General features: G+C 73.4%; 20 protein-coding genes. 13 read left to right on the forward strand and 7 right to left on the reverse strand.

All coding sequences use genetic code 11. The features are described from left to right. Positions 1 to 10: 10 nt before the first annotated feature. The 6 genes from ACPU2J_RS20610 (at position 11) to ACPU2J_RS20635 (ending at position 5,053) form a co-directional block, all read left to right on the forward strand. The gene (locus tag ACPU2J_RS20610) at positions 11 to 379 is read left to right on the forward strand and encodes a holo-ACP synthase (RefSeq protein WP_420079887.1); all 369 of its coding nucleotides are present in this window, start codon (positions 11 to 13) and stop codon (positions 377 to 379) included. 9 nt (positions 380 to 388) lie between these two features. Then, a complete protein-coding gene (locus tag ACPU2J_RS20615) occupies positions 389 to 1,789 on the forward strand; it encodes an NAD(P)H-hydrate epimerase (RefSeq protein WP_423833784.1) in 1,401 nt (466 codons plus the stop codon). Positions 1,790 to 1,851: 62 nt separating this feature from the next. Next, positions 1,852 to 2,988, forward strand: coding sequence for an alanine racemase (gene alr, locus ACPU2J_RS20620; RefSeq protein WP_423833785.1), 1,137 nt, complete (start codon positions 1,852 to 1,854; stop codon positions 2,986 to 2,988). Continuing rightward, positions 2,933 to 4,192 carry an alpha/beta fold hydrolase gene (locus ACPU2J_RS20625; protein WP_420079884.1) on the forward strand — a complete coding sequence of 420 codons (1,260 nt, stop codon included), beginning with the start codon at positions 2,933 to 2,935 and terminating at the stop codon, positions 4,190 to 4,192. Before alr ends, ACPU2J_RS20625 begins: the two co-directional genes overlap by 56 nt. Further along, positions 4,143 to 4,751 carry a tRNA (adenosine(37)-N6)-threonylcarbamoyltransferase complex ATPase subunit type 1 TsaE gene (gene tsaE / locus ACPU2J_RS20630; protein ID WP_420079883.1) on the forward strand — a complete coding sequence of 203 codons (609 nt, stop codon included), beginning with the start codon at positions 4,143 to 4,145 and terminating at the stop codon, positions 4,749 to 4,751. Before ACPU2J_RS20625 ends, tsaE begins: the two co-directional genes overlap by 50 nt. A 116-nt stretch (positions 4,752 to 4,867) precedes the next feature. Beyond that, positions 4,868 to 5,053 (forward strand): hypothetical protein, encoded by a 186-nt coding sequence (locus ACPU2J_RS20635; RefSeq protein WP_420079882.1) that lies wholly within the window; start codon positions 4,868 to 4,870, stop codon positions 5,051 to 5,053. 34 nt (positions 5,054 to 5,087) lie between these two features. Here the strand turns inward: ACPU2J_RS20635 and ACPU2J_RS20640 are convergent, their stop codons facing one another. Continuing rightward, complete coding sequence (locus ACPU2J_RS20640; RefSeq protein WP_420079881.1) at positions 5,088 to 5,645, reverse strand: hypothetical protein; 558 nt, start codon at positions 5,643 to 5,645, stop codon at positions 5,088 to 5,090. A 128-nt stretch (positions 5,646 to 5,773) separates the two neighbouring features. Here ACPU2J_RS20640 and tsaB point away from each other — a divergent pair, with 128 nt between their 5' ends. Genes tsaB through ACPU2J_RS20660 form a run of 4 tightly spaced genes read left to right on the forward strand, consistent with a single transcriptional unit; the run spans position 5,774 to position 8,343 of the window. Beyond that, complete coding sequence (tsaB, locus tag ACPU2J_RS20645) at positions 5,774 to 6,436, forward strand: tRNA (adenosine(37)-N6)-threonylcarbamoyltransferase complex dimerization subunit type 1 TsaB (protein ID WP_389069273.1); 663 nt, start codon at positions 5,774 to 5,776, stop codon at positions 6,434 to 6,436. Positions 6,437 to 6,456: 20 nt separating this feature from the next. Next, on the forward strand, positions 6,457 to 6,936 hold the full coding sequence (rimI, locus tag ACPU2J_RS20650) for a ribosomal protein S18-alanine N-acetyltransferase (protein ID WP_361591332.1): 480 nt from the start codon (positions 6,457 to 6,459) through the stop codon (positions 6,934 to 6,936). Then, positions 6,929 to 8,074, forward strand: coding sequence for a tRNA (adenosine(37)-N6)-threonylcarbamoyltransferase complex transferase subunit TsaD (gene tsaD, locus ACPU2J_RS20655; RefSeq protein ID WP_423833786.1), 1,146 nt, complete (start codon positions 6,929 to 6,931; stop codon positions 8,072 to 8,074). The genes rimI and tsaD overlap by 8 nt, the downstream gene beginning before the upstream one ends. Beyond that, positions 8,071 to 8,343, forward strand: a complete 273-nt coding sequence (locus ACPU2J_RS20660) for a hypothetical protein (RefSeq protein ID WP_423833787.1) — start codon at positions 8,071 to 8,073, stop codon at positions 8,341 to 8,343. Before tsaD ends, ACPU2J_RS20660 begins: the two co-directional genes overlap by 4 nt. 81 nt (positions 8,344 to 8,424) lie before the next feature. Here ACPU2J_RS20660 and ACPU2J_RS20665 read toward each other — a convergent pair whose 3' ends face one another. Further along, entirely contained in the window at positions 8,425 to 9,621 is a 1,197-nt protein-coding gene (locus ACPU2J_RS20665; protein WP_423833788.1) for a THUMP-like domain-containing protein, read from the reverse strand. Between the two features lie 185 nt (positions 9,622 to 9,806). Here ACPU2J_RS20665 and ACPU2J_RS20670 point away from each other — a divergent pair, with 185 nt between their 5' ends. Together ACPU2J_RS20670 and ACPU2J_RS20675 are read left to right on the forward strand one after the other, a co-directional pair. Beyond that, complete coding sequence (locus ACPU2J_RS20670; RefSeq protein ID WP_423833789.1) at positions 9,807 to 10,691, forward strand: polysaccharide deacetylase family protein; 885 nt, start codon at positions 9,807 to 9,809, stop codon at positions 10,689 to 10,691. Positions 10,692 to 10,705: 14 nt separating this feature from the next. After that, positions 10,706 to 11,578, forward strand: coding sequence for a polysaccharide deacetylase family protein (locus ACPU2J_RS20675; RefSeq protein ID WP_399310061.1), 873 nt, complete (start codon positions 10,706 to 10,708; stop codon positions 11,576 to 11,578). A 524-nt stretch (positions 11,579 to 12,102) separates the two neighbouring features. On the opposite strand, the gene ACPU2J_RS20680 is transcribed toward ACPU2J_RS20675, so the two are convergent. Further along, entirely contained in the window at positions 12,103 to 12,861 is a 759-nt protein-coding gene (locus ACPU2J_RS20680; RefSeq protein ID WP_423833790.1) for a GntR family transcriptional regulator, read from the reverse strand. 308 nt (positions 12,862 to 13,169) lie between these two features. Between ACPU2J_RS20680 and ACPU2J_RS20685 the strand changes: the two genes are divergently transcribed. Then, on the forward strand, positions 13,170 to 13,379 hold the full coding sequence (locus tag ACPU2J_RS20685) for a hypothetical protein (RefSeq protein ID WP_420079875.1): 210 nt from the start codon (positions 13,170 to 13,172) through the stop codon (positions 13,377 to 13,379). Positions 13,380 to 14,053: 674 nt separating this feature from the next. Here ACPU2J_RS20685 and ACPU2J_RS20690 read toward each other — a convergent pair. From ACPU2J_RS20690 to ACPU2J_RS20705, 4 genes are all read right to left on the reverse strand, one after another. Then, entirely contained in the window at positions 14,054 to 15,448 is a 1,395-nt protein-coding gene (locus tag ACPU2J_RS20690) for an FtsW/RodA/SpoVE family cell cycle protein (protein WP_361591047.1), read from the reverse strand. Then, the gene (locus tag ACPU2J_RS20695) at positions 15,436 to 16,587 is read right to left on the reverse strand and encodes an LCP family protein (protein WP_423833791.1); all 1,152 of its coding nucleotides are present in this window, start codon (positions 16,585 to 16,587) and stop codon (positions 15,436 to 15,438) included. The genes ACPU2J_RS20690 and ACPU2J_RS20695 overlap by 13 nt, the downstream gene beginning before the upstream one ends. A gap of 132 nt (positions 16,588 to 16,719) precedes the next feature. Then, complete coding sequence (locus tag ACPU2J_RS20700) at positions 16,720 to 18,129, reverse strand: sensor histidine kinase (protein ID WP_423833792.1); 1,410 nt, start codon at positions 18,127 to 18,129, stop codon at positions 16,720 to 16,722. Continuing rightward, a complete protein-coding gene (locus ACPU2J_RS20705; protein ID WP_420079872.1) occupies positions 18,122 to 18,802 on the reverse strand; it encodes a response regulator transcription factor in 681 nt (226 codons plus the stop codon). The genes ACPU2J_RS20700 and ACPU2J_RS20705 overlap by 8 nt, the downstream gene beginning before the upstream one ends. Positions 18,803 to 19,584 lie beyond the last annotated feature (782 nt).

Here is a 19,584-nt window from a genome sequence, read left to right on the forward strand (position 1 = left end):
GGTAGTCGTTGTGATTGTCGGCGTCGGGATCGATGTGGCGGAGATCGAACGGTTCGGCGCGGCGCTGGAGCGCACGCCGAACCTTGCCGGGCGGTTGTTCGTCGAGGCCGAGCTGATGCTGCCGAGCGGCGAACGGCGCGGGGTCGCCTCGCTCGCCGCCCGGTTCGCGGCGAAGGAGGCGCTGGCCAAGGCGCTCGGCGCGCCCGCCGGGCTGCTGTGGACCGACGCCGAGGTGTACGTGGAGGACAGCGGGCAGCCGCGGCTGCGGGTGTCGGGGACGGTGGAGGCGCGGGCGCTGGCGCTGGGAGTGAAGTCCTGGCACATCTCGCTCAGCCACGACGCGGGTGTGGCGTCCGCCGTGGTGATCGCAGAAGGGTAGGGGCAGTCCGTGCGAACTGCTTACGGAGTGGAGACCGTCCGGACGGCCGAGCGGGAACTGATGGCCCGGCTGCCGGAGGGCGCCCTCATGCAGCGGGCCGCGGCCGGGCTCGCCGCCGTGTGCGCGCGGCTCCTGGCCCGGCACCGCCGGGTGTACGGGGCGCGGGTCGTGCTGCTCGTCGGCCCCGGGGACAACGGCGGCGACGCCCTGTACGCGGGCGCCCGGCTGGCGCGCCGCGGGGCCGCGGTGACGGCCGTCCCGATGGACCCGGAGCGGATGCACCCGGGAGGCCTGGCCGCGCTGCGGGCCGCCGGCGGACGCGTGGAGCCCACCGTGCCGCAGCGGGCGGACCTCGTCGTGGACGGGCTGCTCGGGATCGGCGGCCGGGGCGGCCTGCGGCCCGCCGCCGCGGCCCTGGTCGAGCGGATCCCGGCGGGGGCCCCGGTGCTCGCCGTCGACCTGCCGAGCGGCGTGGACGCCGACACCGGTGAGGTGACCGGACCCGCCGTGACCGCCGACGTGACGGTGACCTTCGGGGCGTACAAGCCCGGCCTGCTCATCGACCCGGGCGCCTCGCACGCCGGCGCGGTGCACCTCGTCGACATCGGGCTGGAGCTGCCCGAACCGGAACTGGAGGCGCTCCAGCACACGGACGTCGCGGCGCTCCTGCCGCAGCCGACGGCGTCCAGCGACAAGTACCGGCGCGGGGTCGTCGGCGTCGTCGCCGGTTCGGCGCAGTACCCGGGCGCGGCGGTGCTGGCCGTGGCGGGCGCCCTGCGTGGCGGCGCGGGCGCCGTGCGCTACGTCGGCCCGGCCGCCGACGCCGTCCTGGCGCGCTACCCGGAGACCCTCGTCGGGCCCGGACGGGTCCAGGCCTGGGTGGTCGGGCCCGGCCTGGGCGAGGGCCGCGCCGGGGAGGTCGCGGACCTCCTCGCCGGGGACGCGGCGGTACTGGTCGACGCGGACGGGCTGCGTGGCCTGGACCCGGCGGTGCTGCGCGCGCGGACCGCCCCGACCCTGCTGACCCCGCACGCGGGCGAGGCGGCGGCACTGCTCGGCGTGGCACGGGAGGCGGTGGAGGCCGGCCGGCTGTCCGCCGTACGGCGGCTCGCGGAGCGGTACGGGGCGACGGTCCTGCTGAAGGGATCGACGACGCTGGTCGCCTCCGCCGGCGTGCGCGCCGTCCGGGTCAACCCGACGGGGACGCCGTGGCTGGCCACCGCGGGCAGCGGCGACGTCCTGTCCGGCCTGGCCGGCTCCCTCCTGGCGGGCGGGCTGTCCGGCGCGGACGCCGGCGCGGTGGGCGCGTACCTGCACGGCCTGGCGGCCCGCCGGGCCGGCGGCCCGCTGGTGGCCCACCAGGTCGCCGAGGCCCTGCCCGCGGCCTGGCAGGACACCACCCGCACCTGACGCCCGCGCCGCCGCGGGCCCGTTCTCCCGCCCCGTGCGGGGACTCTGAGAGACTGTCCGCGATGAACGAGACAGCGACGCGCGTGTACGCCGAGATCGATCTTGACGCCGTACGGGAGAACGTGCGCGCCCTGCGCGAGCGGGCCCCCCGCTCCCAGCTGATGGCCGTGGTCAAGGCCAACGCCTACGGCCACGGCGCCGTCGAGTGCGCCCGGGCCGCCCGGCAGGCCGGTGCCGGCTGGCTCGGCACCGCCACCCCCGACGAGGCCCTGGCCCTGCGGGCGGCGGGGGTCGAGGGCCGGATCATGTGCTGGCTGTGGACCCCCGGCGGACCGTGGCGGGAGGCCGTCGAGGCCGACCTCGACGTCTCCGTCAGCGGCATGTGGGCGCTCGACGAGGTCCGCGCGGCCGCCCGCGCCGTCGGCCGCACCGCACGGATCCAGCTCAAGGCCGACACCGGCCTCGGCCGCAACGGCTGCCAGCCCGCCGACTGGGAGGCGCTGGTCGGCGCGGCCGTCGCCGCACAGGCCGAGGGCACCGTAAAGGTCACCGGCCTCTGGTCGCACTTCGCGTGCGCCGACGAGCCCGGCCACCCCTCCATCCGCATCCAGCTCGACGCCTTCCGCGACATGCTCGCGTACGCCGAGAAGGAGGGACTCGACCCCGAGGTCCGGCACATGGCCAACTCGCCGGCCACCCTCACCCTCCCCGAGTCCCACTTCGACCTCGTCCGCCCCGGCCTGGCCGTCTACGGCGTCTCACCCGCGCCCGAACTGGGCACCCCCGCCCAGCTGGGCCTGCGCCCCGCCATGACCCTCAAGGCCTCCCTCGCCCTGGTGAAGACCGTGCCCGCCGGCCACGGGGTCAGCTACGGCCACCACTACGTCACCGGCACCGAGACCACCCTCGCCCTGGTCCCGGCCGGATACGCCGACGGGATCCCGCGCCACGCGTCGGGCGCCGGGCCGGTCCTCGTCGGCGGCAGGATCCGCCGGGTCGCCGGGCGCGTCGCCATGGACCAGTTCGTGGTCGACCTGGAGGGCGACGAGGCCCGGGCCGGTGACGAGGCCGTCATCTTCGGTGACGCGGAGCGCGGCGAGCCCACCGCCGAGGACTGGGCACAGGCCGCGGGGACCATCGCGTATGAGATCGTCACCCGTATCGGTGGACGCGTGCCCCGGGTGTACCTGGGCGGCTGAACGCAGAGAGGGCGGCGGCGTGAGCGAGAACTGGCGCAGGGCGGGCTGGGCCGGGGCCGCGATCGGCGTGCTGGCCGCGGGTGCGGCGGCCGGTGTCGCCGTCGAACGGATCACCGTCGGCCGGGGCGTGCGCCGCAAGGCACGCCTGGCCCTCGACGCCGCCGGCGACTACGGCTCCCTGCGCGGCACCGAGGGCAGCTGCCGCGCCGACGACGGCACCGAGCTCTACTACGAGGTCGACGAACTCCCCGAGGACGGCAAGCGGCGCCGCCTGCGGCGCAAGGGCGAGGAACGGGCCACCGTCGTCTTCTGCCACGGCTACTGCCTCGGCCAGGACTCCTGGCACTTCCAGCGGGCCGCCCTGCGCGGCGTGGCCCGCGCCCTCTACTGGGACCAGCGCAGCCACGGCCGCAGCGCGCGCGGCCTGGCCCAGGCGGACGGCGAACCGGTGACGATGGAGCAGCTCGGCCGGGACCTGAAGGCCGTCATCGACGCCGCGGCCCCCGAGGGCCCGCTGATCCTCGTGGGCCACTCGATGGGCGGTATGACCGTCATGGGATTCGCCGAGCAGTTCCCCGAACTCGTCCGCGACCGCGTCGTGGGCGTGGCCCTGGTCGGCACCTCCAGCGGCCGGCTCGACGAGGTGACGTACGGGCTCCCCGCCGTAGGCATGGGCGCCGTGCGGCGGATCCTGCCCGGGGTCCTGAAGGCCCTCGGCTCGCAGGTGGAACTGGTGGAGAAGGGCCGCAGGGCCACCGCCGACCTCTTCGCCGGGATGATCAAGATGTACTCGTTCGGCTCCCGGGACGTCGACCCGGGCGTCGCGCGCTTCGCGGAGCGGCTCATCGAGGCCACGCCGATCGACGTGGTCGCCGAGTTCTACCCGGCCTTCCAGGTCCACGACAAGACCGCCGCGCTCCAGCGGTTCACCGACATCCCCGTGACCGTCGTCGCCGGGGACAAGGACATGATCACCCCGGCCGCCCACAGCATCGCCATCAAGGAGGCCCTGCCCTCCGCCGAGCTCGTGGTCCTGGAGTCCACCGGGCACCTGATGATGCTGGAACGCCCGGAGACGGTGACCCGGCTGCTCACCGAGCTGCTCGCCCGCACCGGGGCGGTGGCGGTCCCGGCAGGGACTACCGTTGGGACGCATGGAAGAAGCACCGCTCGAAGCGCAGCACAGCCAGGCACCGGCACCTGAGACCGCGGGAGCCGTGGGAACCGCCGGGCCCGCGGCCGCGGAGGTCCTGGAGGCCGTGGAGGCCCGGATCACCGTCGGCTCCCCGGACGCCATGCAGGACCTCGGCCGCAGGATCGCCGGTCTGCTGCGCCCTGGCGACCTCGTCCTGCTCACCGGTGAGCTGGGCGCCGGCAAGACCACGCTGACCCGGGGCCTGGGCGAGGGGCTCGGCGTGCGCGGGGCCGTGACCTCCCCGACCTTCGTGATCGCCCGGGTGCACCCCTCGCTGACCGGCGGGCCGGCGCTGGTGCACGTGGACGCGTACCGGCTGGGCGGCGGCCTGGACGAGATGGAGGACCTGGACCTCGACGTCTCGCTGCCCGAGTCCGTGGTCGTCGTGGAGTGGGGCGACGGCAAGGTGGAGGAGCTGTCCGACGACCGGCTGCACGTGGTGATCGCCCGCGCGGTCGGCCACGAGGAGGTCCTGGACGACGTACGGGAGGTATCCGTGCGCGGCATCGGGGCGCGCTGGGCCTCGGGCGCCGGGCAGGCCGTACTGGCCGGGGCGCTCGCGGGGTAAACGTGCCGACAACTCGTCGGCAACATATTGCGCTGGTGGCGGCGCTCGTGGTCACATGGTACCGAGAGTTTCTTAGGTATACCTAAGTGCGGTGTCCCCGGGTCCAGGAGGCAGCCATGTCGGCACCAGCAGGAGCACAGCGCGAACCCCGCCCGCACGTCGTCTCCATGCATGCGCTGCTGGCCGCCGGAGAGGCCGCGATCGCCGTGTCCACACCGCCCGCGCGCGACCGCGCACCGGGCGAGAACGAGGCGGCGGCCCGCACGCGCGAACAGGCCGCTCCGGAATCCGAAGCGGCCTGAGCACTCACTCGTACGGGTGAAAGCGGGTGTTCCGTCAGGGAACGACGACGACCTTCGAGTTGATCGTGGCGAACGCCCACATCGCATCGCCGTCCGCGCGCGACATCCGGATGCCGCCGGTCTTCTTCGACAGGTCCGGCTCCGGGGTCGCGCCGTCCACCCGGGCGCTGAAACCGACCGCCACGCCCTCCGCCGTCGCGAACCGCACGACGTGCTCGATCGGGACCCCGTCCGAACCCGTCACGGCACCCGAACGCGAACCGACGACATAGGTGCCCGGCTTCGGATGCACCGTGCTCGGCACCACCGTGAACGACTTCGGCGGCTGCGACGGGTCCCCGACCAGCCACGCCCGCTTCTGGCCCACCGAGTACACGACCCGCACCCCGGTCCCGGAACCCTCCGGCACCGGCACCGGCTTCGTCGGGTCCTGCTTGCCCGCCGCCGCGCTCTCCACGGGAGCCGGCTGGGGAGCCGCGGCCTTCGGCGGGACCGCCGGAGCGGACGCGGAAGCCTGGTAGCCGAGGAAGGCGATCGCGACCAGTGCCGCGGCGGTGAGCCCGGCCACGATTCCCGAGCTGCTGCGTGCCACCTTGCTCCACCTCTCCGCGCCGACGTGATCCCTGGTGATCCCGGTGATCCCTCGGTCGAAAGGTAGCAGCCACCCCGCTCCACGACCGGGCGCGAGGGGCCCGGCCGCAGGAGTCGTACGCTGTTTGCGTGCTCTTGCTTGCCGTAGATACCGCCACGCCCGCCGTCACCGTCGCCCTGCACGACGGCGAGTCCGTCGTCGCCGAGTCCAGCCAGGTCGACGCCCGCCGCCACGGGGAGCTCCTGCTCCCCTCCGTGGACCGGATCCTCGCCGAGGCCGGACTGAAGCTCGACGCCGTCACCGGCATCGTCGTCGGAGTCGGCCCCGGCCCCTACACCGGGCTGCGCGTGGGCCTCGTCACCGCCTCCACCTTCGCCGCCGTCCTGGGCGTGCCCGTCCACGGCCTGTGCACCCTCGACGGCCTCGCCCACGCCGCGGGGACCGCCGGCATCGAAGGCCCCTTCACCGTCGCCACCGACGCACGGCGCAAGGAGGTCTACTGGGCGCGCTACGAGGACCCGCGCACGCGCGTCGGCGAACCCGCGGTCGACCGCCCCGCCGACATCGCCGAGCAGGTCGCCGGCCTGCCCGCCGTCGGCCAGGGCGCCCGCCTCTACCCCGAGGTGTTCCCCGACGCCCGCGACCCCGAGCACCAGTCGGCCGCCGCGCTCGCCTCCCTCGCCGCGGAACGCCTCGCGTCCGGCGCCGGGTTCCTCCCCCCGACCCCCCTCTACCTGCGCCGCCCCGACGCGCAGGTGCCCAAGAACTACAAGGTGGTCACCCCGCAGTGACGGCCCACAGGCTCCGCGAGATGCGCTGGTGGGACATCCCGCCCGTGCTGGAGCTGGAGCACGACCTGTTCCCCGAGGACGCCTGGTCCGCCGGCATGTTCTGGTCCGAACTCGCCCACGCCCGCGGCCCGCACGCCACCCGCCACTACGTGGTGGCCGAGGACGACACCGGCCGGCTCGTCGGCTACGCCGGGCTGGCCTCCGCCGGCGACCTCGCCGACGTACAGACCATCGCCGCCTCACGCGACCAGTGGGGCACCGGACTCGGCGCCCGGCTCCTCACCGACCTGCTGCGCGCCGCCACCGCCTTCGAGTGCGCCGAGGTCCTGCTGGAAGTGCGCGTGGACAACACCCGCGCCCAGAAGCTCTACGAGCGCTTCGGCTTCGAGCCCATCGGCTTCCGCCGCGGCTACTACCAGCCGGGCAACGTCGACGCCCTCGTCATGCGACTGACCGACCCCGCACAAGCACGAACTGAGAGCAGTGAGAGCAATGGCTGACGAACCGCTCGTCCTCGGCATCGAGACGTCCTGCGACGAGACCGGCGTCGGCGTCGTCCGCGGCACCACCCTGCTCGCGGACGCCATCGCGTCGAGCGTCGACGAACACGCCCGCTTCGGCGGCGTCGTGCCCGAGGTGGCCTCGCGCGCCCACCTGGAGGCGATGGTCCCCACCATCGAACGCGCCCTGAAAGAAGCCGGGGTCAGCGCCCGCGACCTCGACGGCATCGCCGTCACCGCCGGACCCGGCCTCGCCGGCGCCCTCCTGGTGGGCACCTCCGCCGCCAAGGCCTACGCCTACGCCCTCGGCAAGCCCCTCTACGGCGTCAACCACCTGGCCTCGCACATCTGCGTCGACCAGCTGGAACACGGACCGCTGCCCGAGCCGACCATGGCGCTCCTGGTCTCCGGCGGGCACTCCTCGCTGCTCCTCGCGCCCGACATCACCTCCGACGTACGGCCGCTCGGCGCGACCATCGACGACGCCGCGGGCGAGGCCTTCGACAAGATCGCGCGCGTGCTCCAGCTGGGCTTCCCCGGCGGCCCGGTCATCGACCGGCTCGCGAAGGAGGGCGACCCGAAGGCGATCAACTTCCCGCGCGGCCTGACCGGCTCGCGCGACCCCGCCTACGACTTCTCCTTCTCCGGCCTGAAGACGGCCGTCGCCCGCTGGATCGAGGCCAAGCGGAACGCGGGCGAGGAGGTGCCCGTGCGCGACGTCGCCGCCTCCTTCCAGGAGGCCGTGGTGGACGTCCTGACCCGCAAGGCGATCCGGGCGTGCAAGGACGAGGGCGTCGACCACCTGATGATCGGCGGTGGCGTGGCCGCCAACTCCCGGCTGCGCTCCCTCGCGCAGGAACGCTGCGACGCGGCCGGGATCACCCTGCGCGTGCCGCGCCCCAAGCTGTGCACGGACAACGGCGCGATGGTCGCCGCCCTGGGCGCGGAGATGGTCAAGCGGAACAGACCGCCGTCCGACTGGGACCTGTCGGCGGACTCCTCGCTGCCGGTGACCGACCCGCACGTGCCGGGTACGTCGCACACCCACGGCCACGACCAAGGCCACGGCCATGCGCACGGCCACGGTCACGACCACGACCACGTGCACGAGCTGAGCAAGGACAACCTCTACTCGTGAGCACCGTCGCGCTGATGTGGGAGGCCCGCGCCGCCGACGGCCGCGGGAACGAGCTGCTGGAGTGGGCACGGTCCCGGGTCCTCGCCCGGGACCCGGTGCGCCGCGAGGTCTTCCGGGCCCCGCAGGACCGGGTCCTCGTCATCACCTGGTGGGAGGCGGCCGAAGGAGTCGCGGCGGACCTGCCCGAGCTCCCCGAGCCGCCCGCCGACCTGATCACGCGGGCGGTGCACCGCTGGCGCTTCGAGTCGGTGGAGGTCGACGGGGACTAGCCGGCCGGGCCGCTCGGGGCGATCAGCCCGGCGTGGCGGCCTCCCGCCCTTGCGCCGCCCGCCGCGCCAGTGCCCGCTGCGTCACCGGCCGGGCGTCGCCGCAGGCGGCACGGCGGGCGCGCCGATCAGCATCGAGGGAGCCCCCGCCACCCGCGTCAGGAACACGGTGGCCGCGTTCGGCCCCTGCGGCTTGACCTTCTTGCGCAGCTCCTCGGGCTCGATCGCCGAACCCCGCTTCTTCACCGTCAGCACCCCCACCCCGCGCTCGCGCAGCAGCGCCTTCAGCTTCTTCAGCCCGAAGGGCAGCACGTCCGTGATCTCGTACGCCGTCGCGTACGGCGTCGCACGCAGCTCGTCCGCGGTGACGTAGGCGATGGTCGGGTCGATGAGCCGGCCGTCCAGCTGCGCCGCCACCTCGGCGACCAGGTGGGCGCGGATGACGGCCCCGTCCGGCTCGTACAGCCAGCGACCGACCTGCCCGGCCTCCGGATCCGGCAGCGGATCGGCGGTGTGCAGCGCCCGCGGCCCGGGGAGCAGCGTGGCGCGCACCGTCCCGGGCTCGGTGCCGAACCACAGCACGGCCTCCTTGACGTCACCCTGGTCGGAGATCCACTCCGCCTCGGCCTCCGCGGGCACCGCCTCGTGCGGGATGCCGGGGGCGATCTTGATGGCCGCGTACTTCGCCGCACGGGCCGCCCCCACCGCCCACGACAGGGGCGGGGAGTAGGACTCCGGATCGAAGATCCGGCCGCGCCCGCCGCGCCGGGCCGGGTCGATGAAGACGGCGTCGAAGCCGGCGGTGTCCACCTCCGTGACGTCCGCCTCGCGCACCTCGATCAGATCGGCCAGGCCCAGCGCCTCGGCGTTGGCGCGCGCGACGGCGGCCGTCAGCGGGTCGTGGTCCACCGCGAGCACCCGGATCCCCAGCCGGGCCAGGGCGAGGGCGTCCCCGCCGATCCCGCAGCACAGGTCCGCGACGCTGCGCACGCCGAGGGCCGCGAGCCGCTCCGCCCGGTACGCGGCCACGGACGCGCGGGTGGCCATCTCGCCGCCCCCGGGCGTGAAGAACATCCGGTGGGCGTCCTCGGCGCCGAACTTCGCCACCGCGCGCTGCCGCAGCCGGGCCTGTCCGAGCGCCGCGGAGACCAGCCCGGTCGGGTGCTCGCGGCGCAGCCGGGTCGCCACGGCCAGCTCCTGGGCCGGGTCGTGGTCGCGGAGCGAGTCGAGGAGGGCACGGCCCTCGTCGGTGAGGAGGGCGGCGAAGTCTTCGGGGGTCACGGCTCCATTGTCGGCGACGCGGGGTGTGGGCCGGTCGGAGGAACGTCGCGCCCCGGCGCGCGGTGTCTTCCGGGAACGCCGCGCGCCGGGTGCCAGGATGCGCTGCTATGCAGCTAGTCGGACAAAAGGGAAATAAGGCGCAACAGGGTCACCGGCACGCGGCGGGTCCGCGCGGCCGGTTCGGGGTGGCCGTGGCCGCCCTTCTGGTGGCCGCACTGGGAACGGCCTGCGGTTCGGGGCAGTCGGGAGCCCCGGACCAGGCCGAGAAGGCCAAGGCCGCGGCCGAGAAGGCCAAGGCGGCGGGCGCCGCGGGAGCGCTCAGCGCCGCCGAGAAGGCCAAGGCGCTGCAGCAGGCGCGCGTCGCGGCGGCGAAGAAGTGGGGCCTGCGCGCGACGCCCCTCGCCGCGCCGCCCGCCCCCAAGGAGAAGCCCGAGATCACCACGCGGGACGGCTTCGAGGTGTACGACCACGAGGAGGACGAGCTGCCTCCGGTCTTCACCACCGTCCCGACCGAGGACAAGGTCGTCTTCCTCACCATCGACGACGGCTCGGAGAAGGACCCCGAGTTCCTGAAGATGATGCAGGAGCTGAAGATCCCGTACACGGCCTTCCTCAGCGACTACCTGGTGCGGGACAACTACCCGTACTTCAAGCAGATGCAGGCCGCCGGCGTCACCATCAACAACCACACCATCAACCACCGCTACATGCCCGGTCTGTCCTACGAGCAGCAGCGCGAGGAGATCTGCGGCCAGCAGGACACCATCCAGAAGCGGTTCGGCAAGCGGCCGACCCTCTTCCGGCCGCCGTACGGAAACTACAACCAGGACACCCTGCGCGCCGCGAAGTCCTGCGGTATCAAGGCCGTCCCGCTCTGGAACGCCGAGGCGTTCACGAACCGGATGGACTACCGGGAGTGGGACCGGGACCTGCACCCCGGCGACATCATCCTCACGCACTTCCGGGGCAAGGAGGACTGGAAGGGCACGATGCCTGACATGATCCGTCAGGTCATGAAGACCGTCACGGAGAAGGGCTACGCCGTGGCCCGCCTGGAGGACTACTTGTGAGGTACGCGCGCCGGTTGGTAGCCGGAACGCTGGCGGCCGGCGCGCTCGCGCTGTCACTTACGGGGTGCGGGGACAGCGTGGACCCCATCGAACGGCTGGGACGCAAGACGACGCAGGAACCGCAGGAGTCCAAGGACCCGAAGGGCGCGGCCGGGGCGACACCGTCGGCCCCCGCCTCGCCCTCGGGTCCGGCCGACGAGGCGTACCGGAAGTGGGGCCTGACGGCCCCCGTCCAGTACGCCCCGAAGCCGGCGCAGAAGCCGCAGATCCCGAAGGCGGCCCCGGGCAAGGTCCCGGTCGTGGACCGAATACCCGTCCCGGCCGGGGAGAAGGTCGTCTTCCTGACCTTCGACGACGGCGCAGAGAAGGACCCCGAGTTCCTGAAGATGGCCGCGGACCTCAAGCTGCCGATCAGCATGTTCCTGACGGACAGCGTGGCCTCGTCCGACTACGGCCACTTCGAGAAGCTCCGCGACAACGGCTCGGCGAGCACGATAAACAACCACACGCTGACCCACCCGAACCTGCGCACCCTGTCCTTCGAGGCCCAGAAGAAAGAGATCTGCGGGCAGCAGGACACGCTGGAGAAACGTTTCGGGAAGCGCCCGCCCTACTTCCGCCCGCCCTTCGGCAACTACAACGACGACACCCTCCGAGCGGCCTCGGAGTGCGGTGTCCAGGCGGTCCTCCTGTGGCGGGTGTCGATGCAGATCAACAACTTCCAGTACGCCCAGGGCTCCGCCCTCCAGCCCGGTGACATCGTCCTCGCCCACTTCCGCGGCCCTGCAGAACTCAAGGGCGCGACGGAAACCCAGATGACCACCCGCATGCTCCAGCGCATCCAGGAACAGGGCTACCGGATCGCGCGGCTGGAGGACTATCTGTAGGGGGGGGCGGGGGTTCGGGGAGACGGGGGCTTCGGCGGGGCGGTGTCGGAGGGGGCTTGGGGGTTTCCCGTCAGTCCCATCGTCTCTCCGTGTCGGGCCGGCCCGTCAAGGGCGCTCCTTCGTCGCGTCGCTTCGCGATGGCCTTCGGCCACCCTTGACCGACCGTCCCGCCCCGGACATACGAGGACAGCCGGGAAACCCCCAAAGGAACGGGCCGGGCGACAGGACCAGAGACGGGGAGTCGGAGAAGGCCGGGCCGAGCCCAGGGGACGCCCCGGATCGCTACGCGCTCCTCACCTCTCGGCGTCCGCCCCTCGTCCGTGGCGGGTGGACGCCCTCTCATCCGCAGGGGCACCCCGCTTGGGCGGCTGCGACCTCCGATGGCCGGGCACAAGCCGCCACCGATCGCTACGCGCTCCTCCAGGACAGCGACCGCCGGCTGACGGGGGCTGACCTCACCCGAGGTGAAGCACGGGCCGGGTCAGATCTCCTGCGGGCATCGTGGAGGGAGGGACGGGTCGGTGCTAGGCGTCGAAGTCGTATTCGAGGACGTAGGAAGCGGAGTCGAGGATCATCTCGTTGACCTCGACCGCGCGCCCGCCCTCCGTGAAGGCGGTACGGACGATCTCGATGACGGGTGTTCCCGTGCCGAGGGTCAGCAGGTCGGCTTCGTCTGCGGACGGCATCCGGGACCGCACTTCCTCACGGAAGTGCACGGGGACGTGCCCCAGTTCCGCCAGGCGCGCGTACGTCCCACCCGGGCCCGTATCGGTCTGGGTGATGGGGGAGCCGGCGACGATGTCCGACGGCAGGTGGGACGTCGCGAACAGGACGGGCTTCCCATCGAGGACGAAGCGGCGGCTGCGGGACCAGACCCGGTCCCCGGGAACGATGTCGAGAGCGAGGGCGATCCGATCGTTCGCACCTTCTTCGTGCACGACGATCTGATCGACGACGAGCTCGCGGTCCTCCGAATCGACGGACCAGACGGACCGTCCTGAGCCCCACTGCTCCTGGGCCAACCGCTGAATGCCGCGCCTGCGCAGCGGACGGAACGCGCGCACGAACACCCCGGCGCCCTTGCGGGCCTCGGTGAGACCTTCGTTCTGCAGCACCCCGAGGGCCTGGCGCGCGGTCATCCGGGCGACTTCGTAGGTGGCCATGAGGTCGTTCTCGCCCGGCAGCCGGTCACCCGGGCCGTACTCACCCGACTGGATAGCCGTCCTCAGCGCATCGGCGATCCGCTGGTACTTCGGCTGCTGGCTGCTCACGAAACCGATCACTCCCTCTCCTCTCTAGACACCCTAGATCGGGAGGGTGGCCACCGCACTCACCTCCATCGGGCGTATTTGCGCGCGGATCTCTAGAGATGTATTGACCATGTGGGGCTCGGTCGGCTGTAGTGGGATATCTCTAGAGATGTTGTGCTAAGGAGTGTTTGTGATGCGGCAGCCCCGCGATCTCTTCGCCATCGACACCGAAGAGATCTCCTCGGCCGGCTTCGAGGTCAGGGGTGAGCCGGGCTCGGACCTTCTGGACCGGGCCCAGGTCGGGTGGGAGCGATTTCTGGGCACTCTGCGAGAGGCGTCGGATGAGCGATGGATTTGAGTACGTGCCGCACCGGCTCCTGCGGCGCCGGGTTCGCGACATCGCCTCCGGGGTCGAGGGGGAGTTGATGGCCGTCGTCAACGAGAACGTCTCGGCCACCGAGGTGGAGCACTGGATCGAACTGGCCTACATCCGCACCTCGTCCGGCCGAGAGTTCACCACCGCGGTCTCGAACGTCGAGCCCGCCGGCTGAGAGTTCATCTGCCGCTCGCCCCACCGAACCGGCAGCCCGAGACGGGCCGCCGTGCCGGGCGGGGATGCAGCGCGATAAGGGTGCCATCGGACGCTCTTCCCGCCGCAGCCCGCAATCGGATGCACCCGCCTCGACAACTCCCGGTCGCCGTCCCTGAACGCGCCCACCTCCCTCTGCCGGCCCCGTGCTTCACCTCAGGTGAGGTCAGCCCCTGTCAGCCGACAGTCGCCCTCGCAGAGGAGCACGTAGCGATCGTGGGCGGCCTATGCCCGGCCGCAGGGGCTCGCAGCCGCCCAAGCCGGGGCGACCCCGCGGGTGAGAGGGCGTCCATCGGCCACGGACGGCCTGCGGACGCTGAGACGTGAGAAGCGCGTAGCGATCTGGGGCGTTCCCTGGGCCGGGCTCCGCCCGGGCAGGACGCTCCCTCGTCTCGTGATGGATTGTCCCGGCCCGTTCCTTTGGGGGTTTCCCGGCTGTCCTCGTTTTTCCGGGGCGGGGCGGTCGGTCAAGGGTGGCCGTAGGCCATCGCGTAGCGACGCGACCGGAGGGAGCGCCCTTGAGGGGCCGGCCCGACACGGAGAGACGATGGGACTGACGGGAAACCCCCAGGACTGCTGTGATGCCGTTCCGGTGGCTCCCGCCCCTACCCCGCCCCGCCGAAGCCCCCGCTCCCCCTACACCCGCACCACCGGCGTGATCGTCGTTTCCACCGGGCCCTGGGCGTCCGCCTCGCGCTGGCGTTCCGCGCTGTCGCTGATGCGGAGGAGGAGGGCGATCATGATCCAGTTGGCCAGGAGGGAGGAGCCGCCCTTGGCCAGGAAGGGCAGGGCCTTGCCCGTCAGCGGGATCAGGCCCGTCACGCCGCCCGCGACCACGAAGACCTGCAGGGCGAGTGCCGAGGCGAGGCCCACCGCCAGCAGTTTCCCGAACGGGTCGCGGGCGCCGAGGGCCATGCGCAGCCCCCGCTGCACGAGGAGCGCGTAGAGGATCAGGACGGCCATGACCCCGGCCAGGCCGAGTTCCTCGCCCACGGTCGTCAGGATGAAGTCGCTGCGCCCGGCGAACGCGATGAGATCGGGGTGGCCCATGCCCAGGCCGGTGCCGGACACGCCGCCGGTGCCGAAGCTGAAGAGCGCCTGGGCCGACTGGTCGGAGGTGACGCCCGGTGGCCGGTTCTCCCAGTAGTACGACAGCGGGTTGAGCCAGGCGGCGACGCGCGCCTTGACGTGCGGCTCGGTGGAGCCGACGACGAAGGCGCCCGCGGCGGCCATGAGGACCCCGCAGACGATCCAGCTGGTGCGCTCGGTGGCGACGTAGAGCATCACCACGAAGACGCCGAAGAAGATCAGGGACGTACCCAGGTCGCGTTCGAAGACGAGCACCAGCATGGAGACGATCCACACGGTGACGATCGGTCCGAGCTGCCGCATCGGGGGCAGGCGCATGCCGAGGAACTTGCGGCCCGTCAGGGCAAGCGAGTCGCGGTGCACGACCAGGTAGCCGGCGAAGAAGATCGCGATCATGATCTTCACGAACTCGCCGGGCTGGAGCGAGAAGCCGAAGAGTTTGATCCACCGCTTCGCGCCGTAGGTGTCCGCGCCGAAGAAGGCCGGTGCGATCAGCAGCACCAGTGCGACGGCCATGGTGATGTAGATGAAGCGCTGCAGCAGCCGGTGGTCGCGCAGCAGGGCCAGCACCAGCAGGCAGGCGGCGACTCCGACCACCGTCCACATCAGCTGGCCGGGGGCGTTCGCGTCGGAGTTGTAGCGCTCGATGTAGCCCTGGTCGAGGCGGTGGAGCAGCACCAGCCCGAGCCCGGTCAGCAGCATGGCCAGCGGCAGGACGAGCGGATCCGCGTAGGCCGCGAAGCGGCGCACGCCCAGGTGGGCCACCAGCGACAGCAGGGTCAGGCTGAGGGTGAATCCGGCCAGGTTGGGCGGCAGCCGGTCGTTCATGGCGAGTCCGGCGGCCGCGTGCCCGAACACGGCGATGACGATGACGAAGGCGAGGAGCAGCGCCTCGGTGCGCCGGCGGGCGCCCGCCGGCGTCAGAGGTTTCAGTCCACGCACGGGATGCCGCCACCGTCCTTGGGTATGGAGGAGGGTGCCGGCGACGAGGACGAGGGCGCGCTCGCCGTGGGGCCGGCCGTGGCGCCGGGCGCACCCGGCGTGGCCGGGGCGTTCGGGCTGATGGCGGCCTTGGGTCCGATCTGATCGGCAATGAGGCGCTTTATCTTCATATCGTCTACGACGTTTATGTCCTCCCCGTGGTTCCGTCCGAAGCCCTCGATGGGCAGTGTCGTGAACCGCACCCGCCCTCCCGACAGGTTCTTCGCCTGCTTCACGAAGGCCGACAGGTCCCACCCCGCGTCCGTCACCAGGTCCTTCTTCGCGGCCTCCACGAGCTTGAGCAGCTTGGCCGGATCGGTGAAGGTCCCGGCCGAGTTCAGCTTCTTCGTCGCGCCCGCCAGGAACGCCTGCTGCCGCTTCGTCCGGTCCAGGTCGCCCCCGTCCAGACCGTGCCGCTGCCGTACGAAGGCGAGCGACTGGCGGCCGTCGAGGGTCTGCGGGCCCGCGGGGAAGTCCGCCCCCGAGTACCGGTCCTTCACCGCCTTGTTCAGGCACACGGGTACGCCGCCCAGCGCGTCCGCGAGGTGGTAGAAACCGGCCAGGTTCAGCTCGGCGAAATGGTCCACCGGGACGCCCAGGAACGCGCGCACCGTCTCGATCTGCGCCTTGCGCCCGGCCTCCCGCCCGGCCTGCTCCAGCTGCCGGCGGTCCGTGACGCCCTGCCCGGACAGGCGCGCCTGCTCCTTCGCCTTCGCCAGCCCGTACGCCTTCTTGATCTTGTCCTTGCCGTGGCCGGGTATGTCGACGAAGTCGTCCCGCGGAACCGAGAAGCCCTGCGCCTGGCTCCCGTCCCCGGGCACGTGCAGCAGGATCAGGGTGTTCGCGTTGTAGCCGCCGATGTCCGAGCTGCCCGCGTGCAGCGCGTCCAGGACCTCCTCCGGGAGCTCCTCGCCGTTCTGGTCGCGGCGGCTGTCCAGGCCCATGAGCAGGATGTTGGTGTCGCCGGACCGGGACTTCTCCGCGCCCTCCAGGGCCCGGGAACTGCCGATGCCGGCGGCGAGGTCCCGGTAGAGGTACCAGGCGCCGCCGCCCGCCATGACCGTGAGGGCGCAGCCCCCGACCAGCAGCGTGCGGACCAACCTGCGCCGTCGTGACACGGGGCGGCGTCGGGTGCTCGTCTTCCTCGTCCTGTTCGTCCTCCGGTGCGCGCTCATGCCTCTCGATGCTGGCGCAGGCGTGCTGAAGGAATCCTGAGTGTCCTGAAATCGCCTTCAGGACGGCAGTAGCTGCCCCGGGGGTCGGCGCGGGACCCTCAGCACCAGCCGTGCGCCGCCGGCCGGTGCGGGCAGTGCGCGGACGTCGCCCCCGTGCGCCCGGGCGATCTCCCGTGCGATGGCGAGGCCCAGCCCGGTGCCGCCCGCGGCCCGGCCCCGGTCCGCGTCCAGCCGTACGAACCGCTCGAAGACCCGCTCCCGGTCGGCCTCCGGGATCCCCGGCCCGTCGTCGGTCACCTCCAGCAGCACCCAGCCGTCGGCGTCGGCCGCCCGTACGACGACCTCCGTACGGGCGTGCTGCACCGCGTTGTCCACCAGGTTGGCCAGGGCCCGTTCCAGCCGGGCGGGGTCCCCGGCGGCCGGTACGGGCGCGGGCGCGTCCAGCCGGGTAGCCACCCGGGCGCGGCCCCGGCGGGCCACGTCCTCGGCGGCCAGCAGGGCCAGGTCCACCGGTTCGGTGCGCGGCAGCGGGCCGCCGTCGAGGCGGGCCAGCAGGAGCAGGTCGGCGGCGATCCGCTGGAGCCGATCGGTTTCGGCCAGTGCGGCCTCGACGGACTCGCGGTCGGGGCGGTCCGCGGCGAGCGCCACCTCCAGCCGGGAACGGACGGCGGCCAGCGGATTGCGCAGCTCGTGCGAGGCGTCCGCGGTGAACTGCCGCTGCCGGGCGTCGGCGTGCTCCAGCCGGTCCAGGGTGTCGTTGACGGTGCGGGCCAGCCGGGCGATCTCGTCCGCCCCGCCCGGGTCGGGGACGCGCCGGTCCAGCTCGCTGGAGGTGACCGCCGCCAGCCCCGTCCGGATCGCGTCCACCGGGCGCAGCGCACGGCCCGTCACCCACCAGGCGAGCGCCGCCGCGAAACCGGTCAGCGGGGGAGCGCCCGCGAGCAGCCCGACGGCGACGGCCCGGGTCGCGTCGTCGACGTCGCCGAGCACCGTCATCGCGTACACCGTGTGCGCCCCCGGAGCCTGCACCACGACGACGGCACGCCGGTGCCCGCCGGGGTGCGCGGGCGGCAGGACGGCCGAGACGGAGTCCTCGCCGTGGGCGGGGCGCGGCGCGCCGTCCAGGCCGGGCGCGGCCGCGCCCGGGCCCGTACCGCCGGTGCTCGCGACGGTGCGGCCGGCCGCGTCCCGTACGAGGACCAGGTCCACGCCGTTCTCCGGCGCCGGCAGCCGGCTGCCGGGCGGCGGGGTCCGGACGTCGAGCTGCGCGGCGACCTTGCGGGCGGCCAGCTCGGTGCGGCCGGTGGTGTTGTCGAGCAGGTTGGCCCGCAGCAGGGCGTGCAGCCACAGCCCGCCGGCGGCCAGGACGCAGGCCATGGCGAGCGCGGCGGCCGCGGCGGTGCGCGCCCGGATGCCGGGGCGCCTGCGGCGCGCCGGGCGGACCGCGCCGGGCCGGGGCCTAGCCACCGTCGGGGGCCATCCGGTAGCCGGTCCCGTGGACGGTGAGGATCGAGCGGCGGCCGAAGGGGGCGTCGATCTTCCGGCGCAGCGAGGAGACGTACACCTCGACGATGTTCGGGTCGATGTCGTGCGGGGCGTCCCAGACCTCGTCCAGGATGTCCTGCTTGGACACCGCCCGGCCGGGCTGCTCCATGAGGCAGGCGAGCACGCCGAGTTCGCGGGCGGTGAGCTCGATGTCCCGCTCGCCCCGGCGGCAGCGGCGGCCGCGGGGGTCCAGGAGGAGGTCGCCGGCCCGGAGGGTGCCGCGGTCGGGGGCTCCGGCGCGGCGGGCCAGTGCGCGGATCCGGGCGGCGAGGACCACGCGGGAGAACGGCTTGGTGAGGTAGTCGTCCGCGCCGGCGTCCAGGCCGTCCGCCTCGTCGTGCTCGCCGTCGCGGGCGGTGAGCATCAGGACCGGGGTGGTGTCGCCGTGGGCGCGCATCCGCGTGCAGATCGCGTGGCCGCCGGGACCCGGGAGCATCAGGTCGAGCAGCACGACGTCGTACGGGCCGCCGGCGAGGGCGAGCTCCAGGCCGCGGTGGCCGTCGTGGGCGATGTCGACGTGGTGCCCGTCGGCGGACAGGCCGCGCCGCAGGGACTCGGCGAGGCCTTCTTCGTCTTCGACCACGAGAATGCGCACGGGCCCAAGCGTTGCATATCCCCCATAACGGGTGCCCTGTGGGCCTGCTCGGCTGGCCGGGGCGGCTTCGGCGGTCCGGGCGTCGACCTGCTGGGCGGTGTCCTGCGGCCCTGGTCGGCGGGGCGGTGGTGGTCGGGGGGCGGGGGTCGGTGCCGGGTGCCCTGCGGGCTTGCTTGGCTGGTCGGGGCGGCTTCGGCGGTCCGGGCGTCGACCTGCTGGGCGGTGTTCTGCGGGCCTGGTCGGCGGGGCGGTGGTGGTCGGGGGGCGGGGGTCGGTGCCGTGCCGGGGTGTCTCCTCGGCTCGGCGCGTGCGGGCATGTCGCGGTTGTACCCGGTGGTCGCGCCTCGTCCTGCGGGGACACCCCGGCACGTCCCCGCCCCCCTCGGCCGCGGACCCCGGCCCCCGGCACAGCGCCCCCTGGCCGTTCCCCGGCCGGCCGGCGGGCCAGTGGGCCCGGCTGCGTTCCCGCCAGGCCGGTCGGAGAGCCAGTGGCCCGGCTGGCTTGCAGCCCGGCCGACCGGCGAGCCACGGGGCCCCGGACGCGCTCCCGCCCGGTCGGGTGGCGAGGCGGTGGGACCGTGCCGCGTTCGCCCGGCCGGTCGGTGAGGCGGTGGGCCTTGGTCGTGTGGGCCTCGGCGGGGCAACTGGGCGGTGGGTGCGGGCTGGGCGGAGTCGGCCCGTGGGGTGGGGACACGGAGGAGGGTCCCCGCAGGACGAGCGCGCGACCCAGGCCGCCTGGCCGCGACACACCCGCACGCGCCGAGCCGAGGAGACCCTCCTCC

This window comes from Streptomyces manipurensis, assembly GCF_049570255.1.
Classification (GTDB): domain Bacteria; phylum Actinomycetota; class Actinomycetes; order Streptomycetales; family Streptomycetaceae; genus Streptomyces; species Streptomyces manipurensis.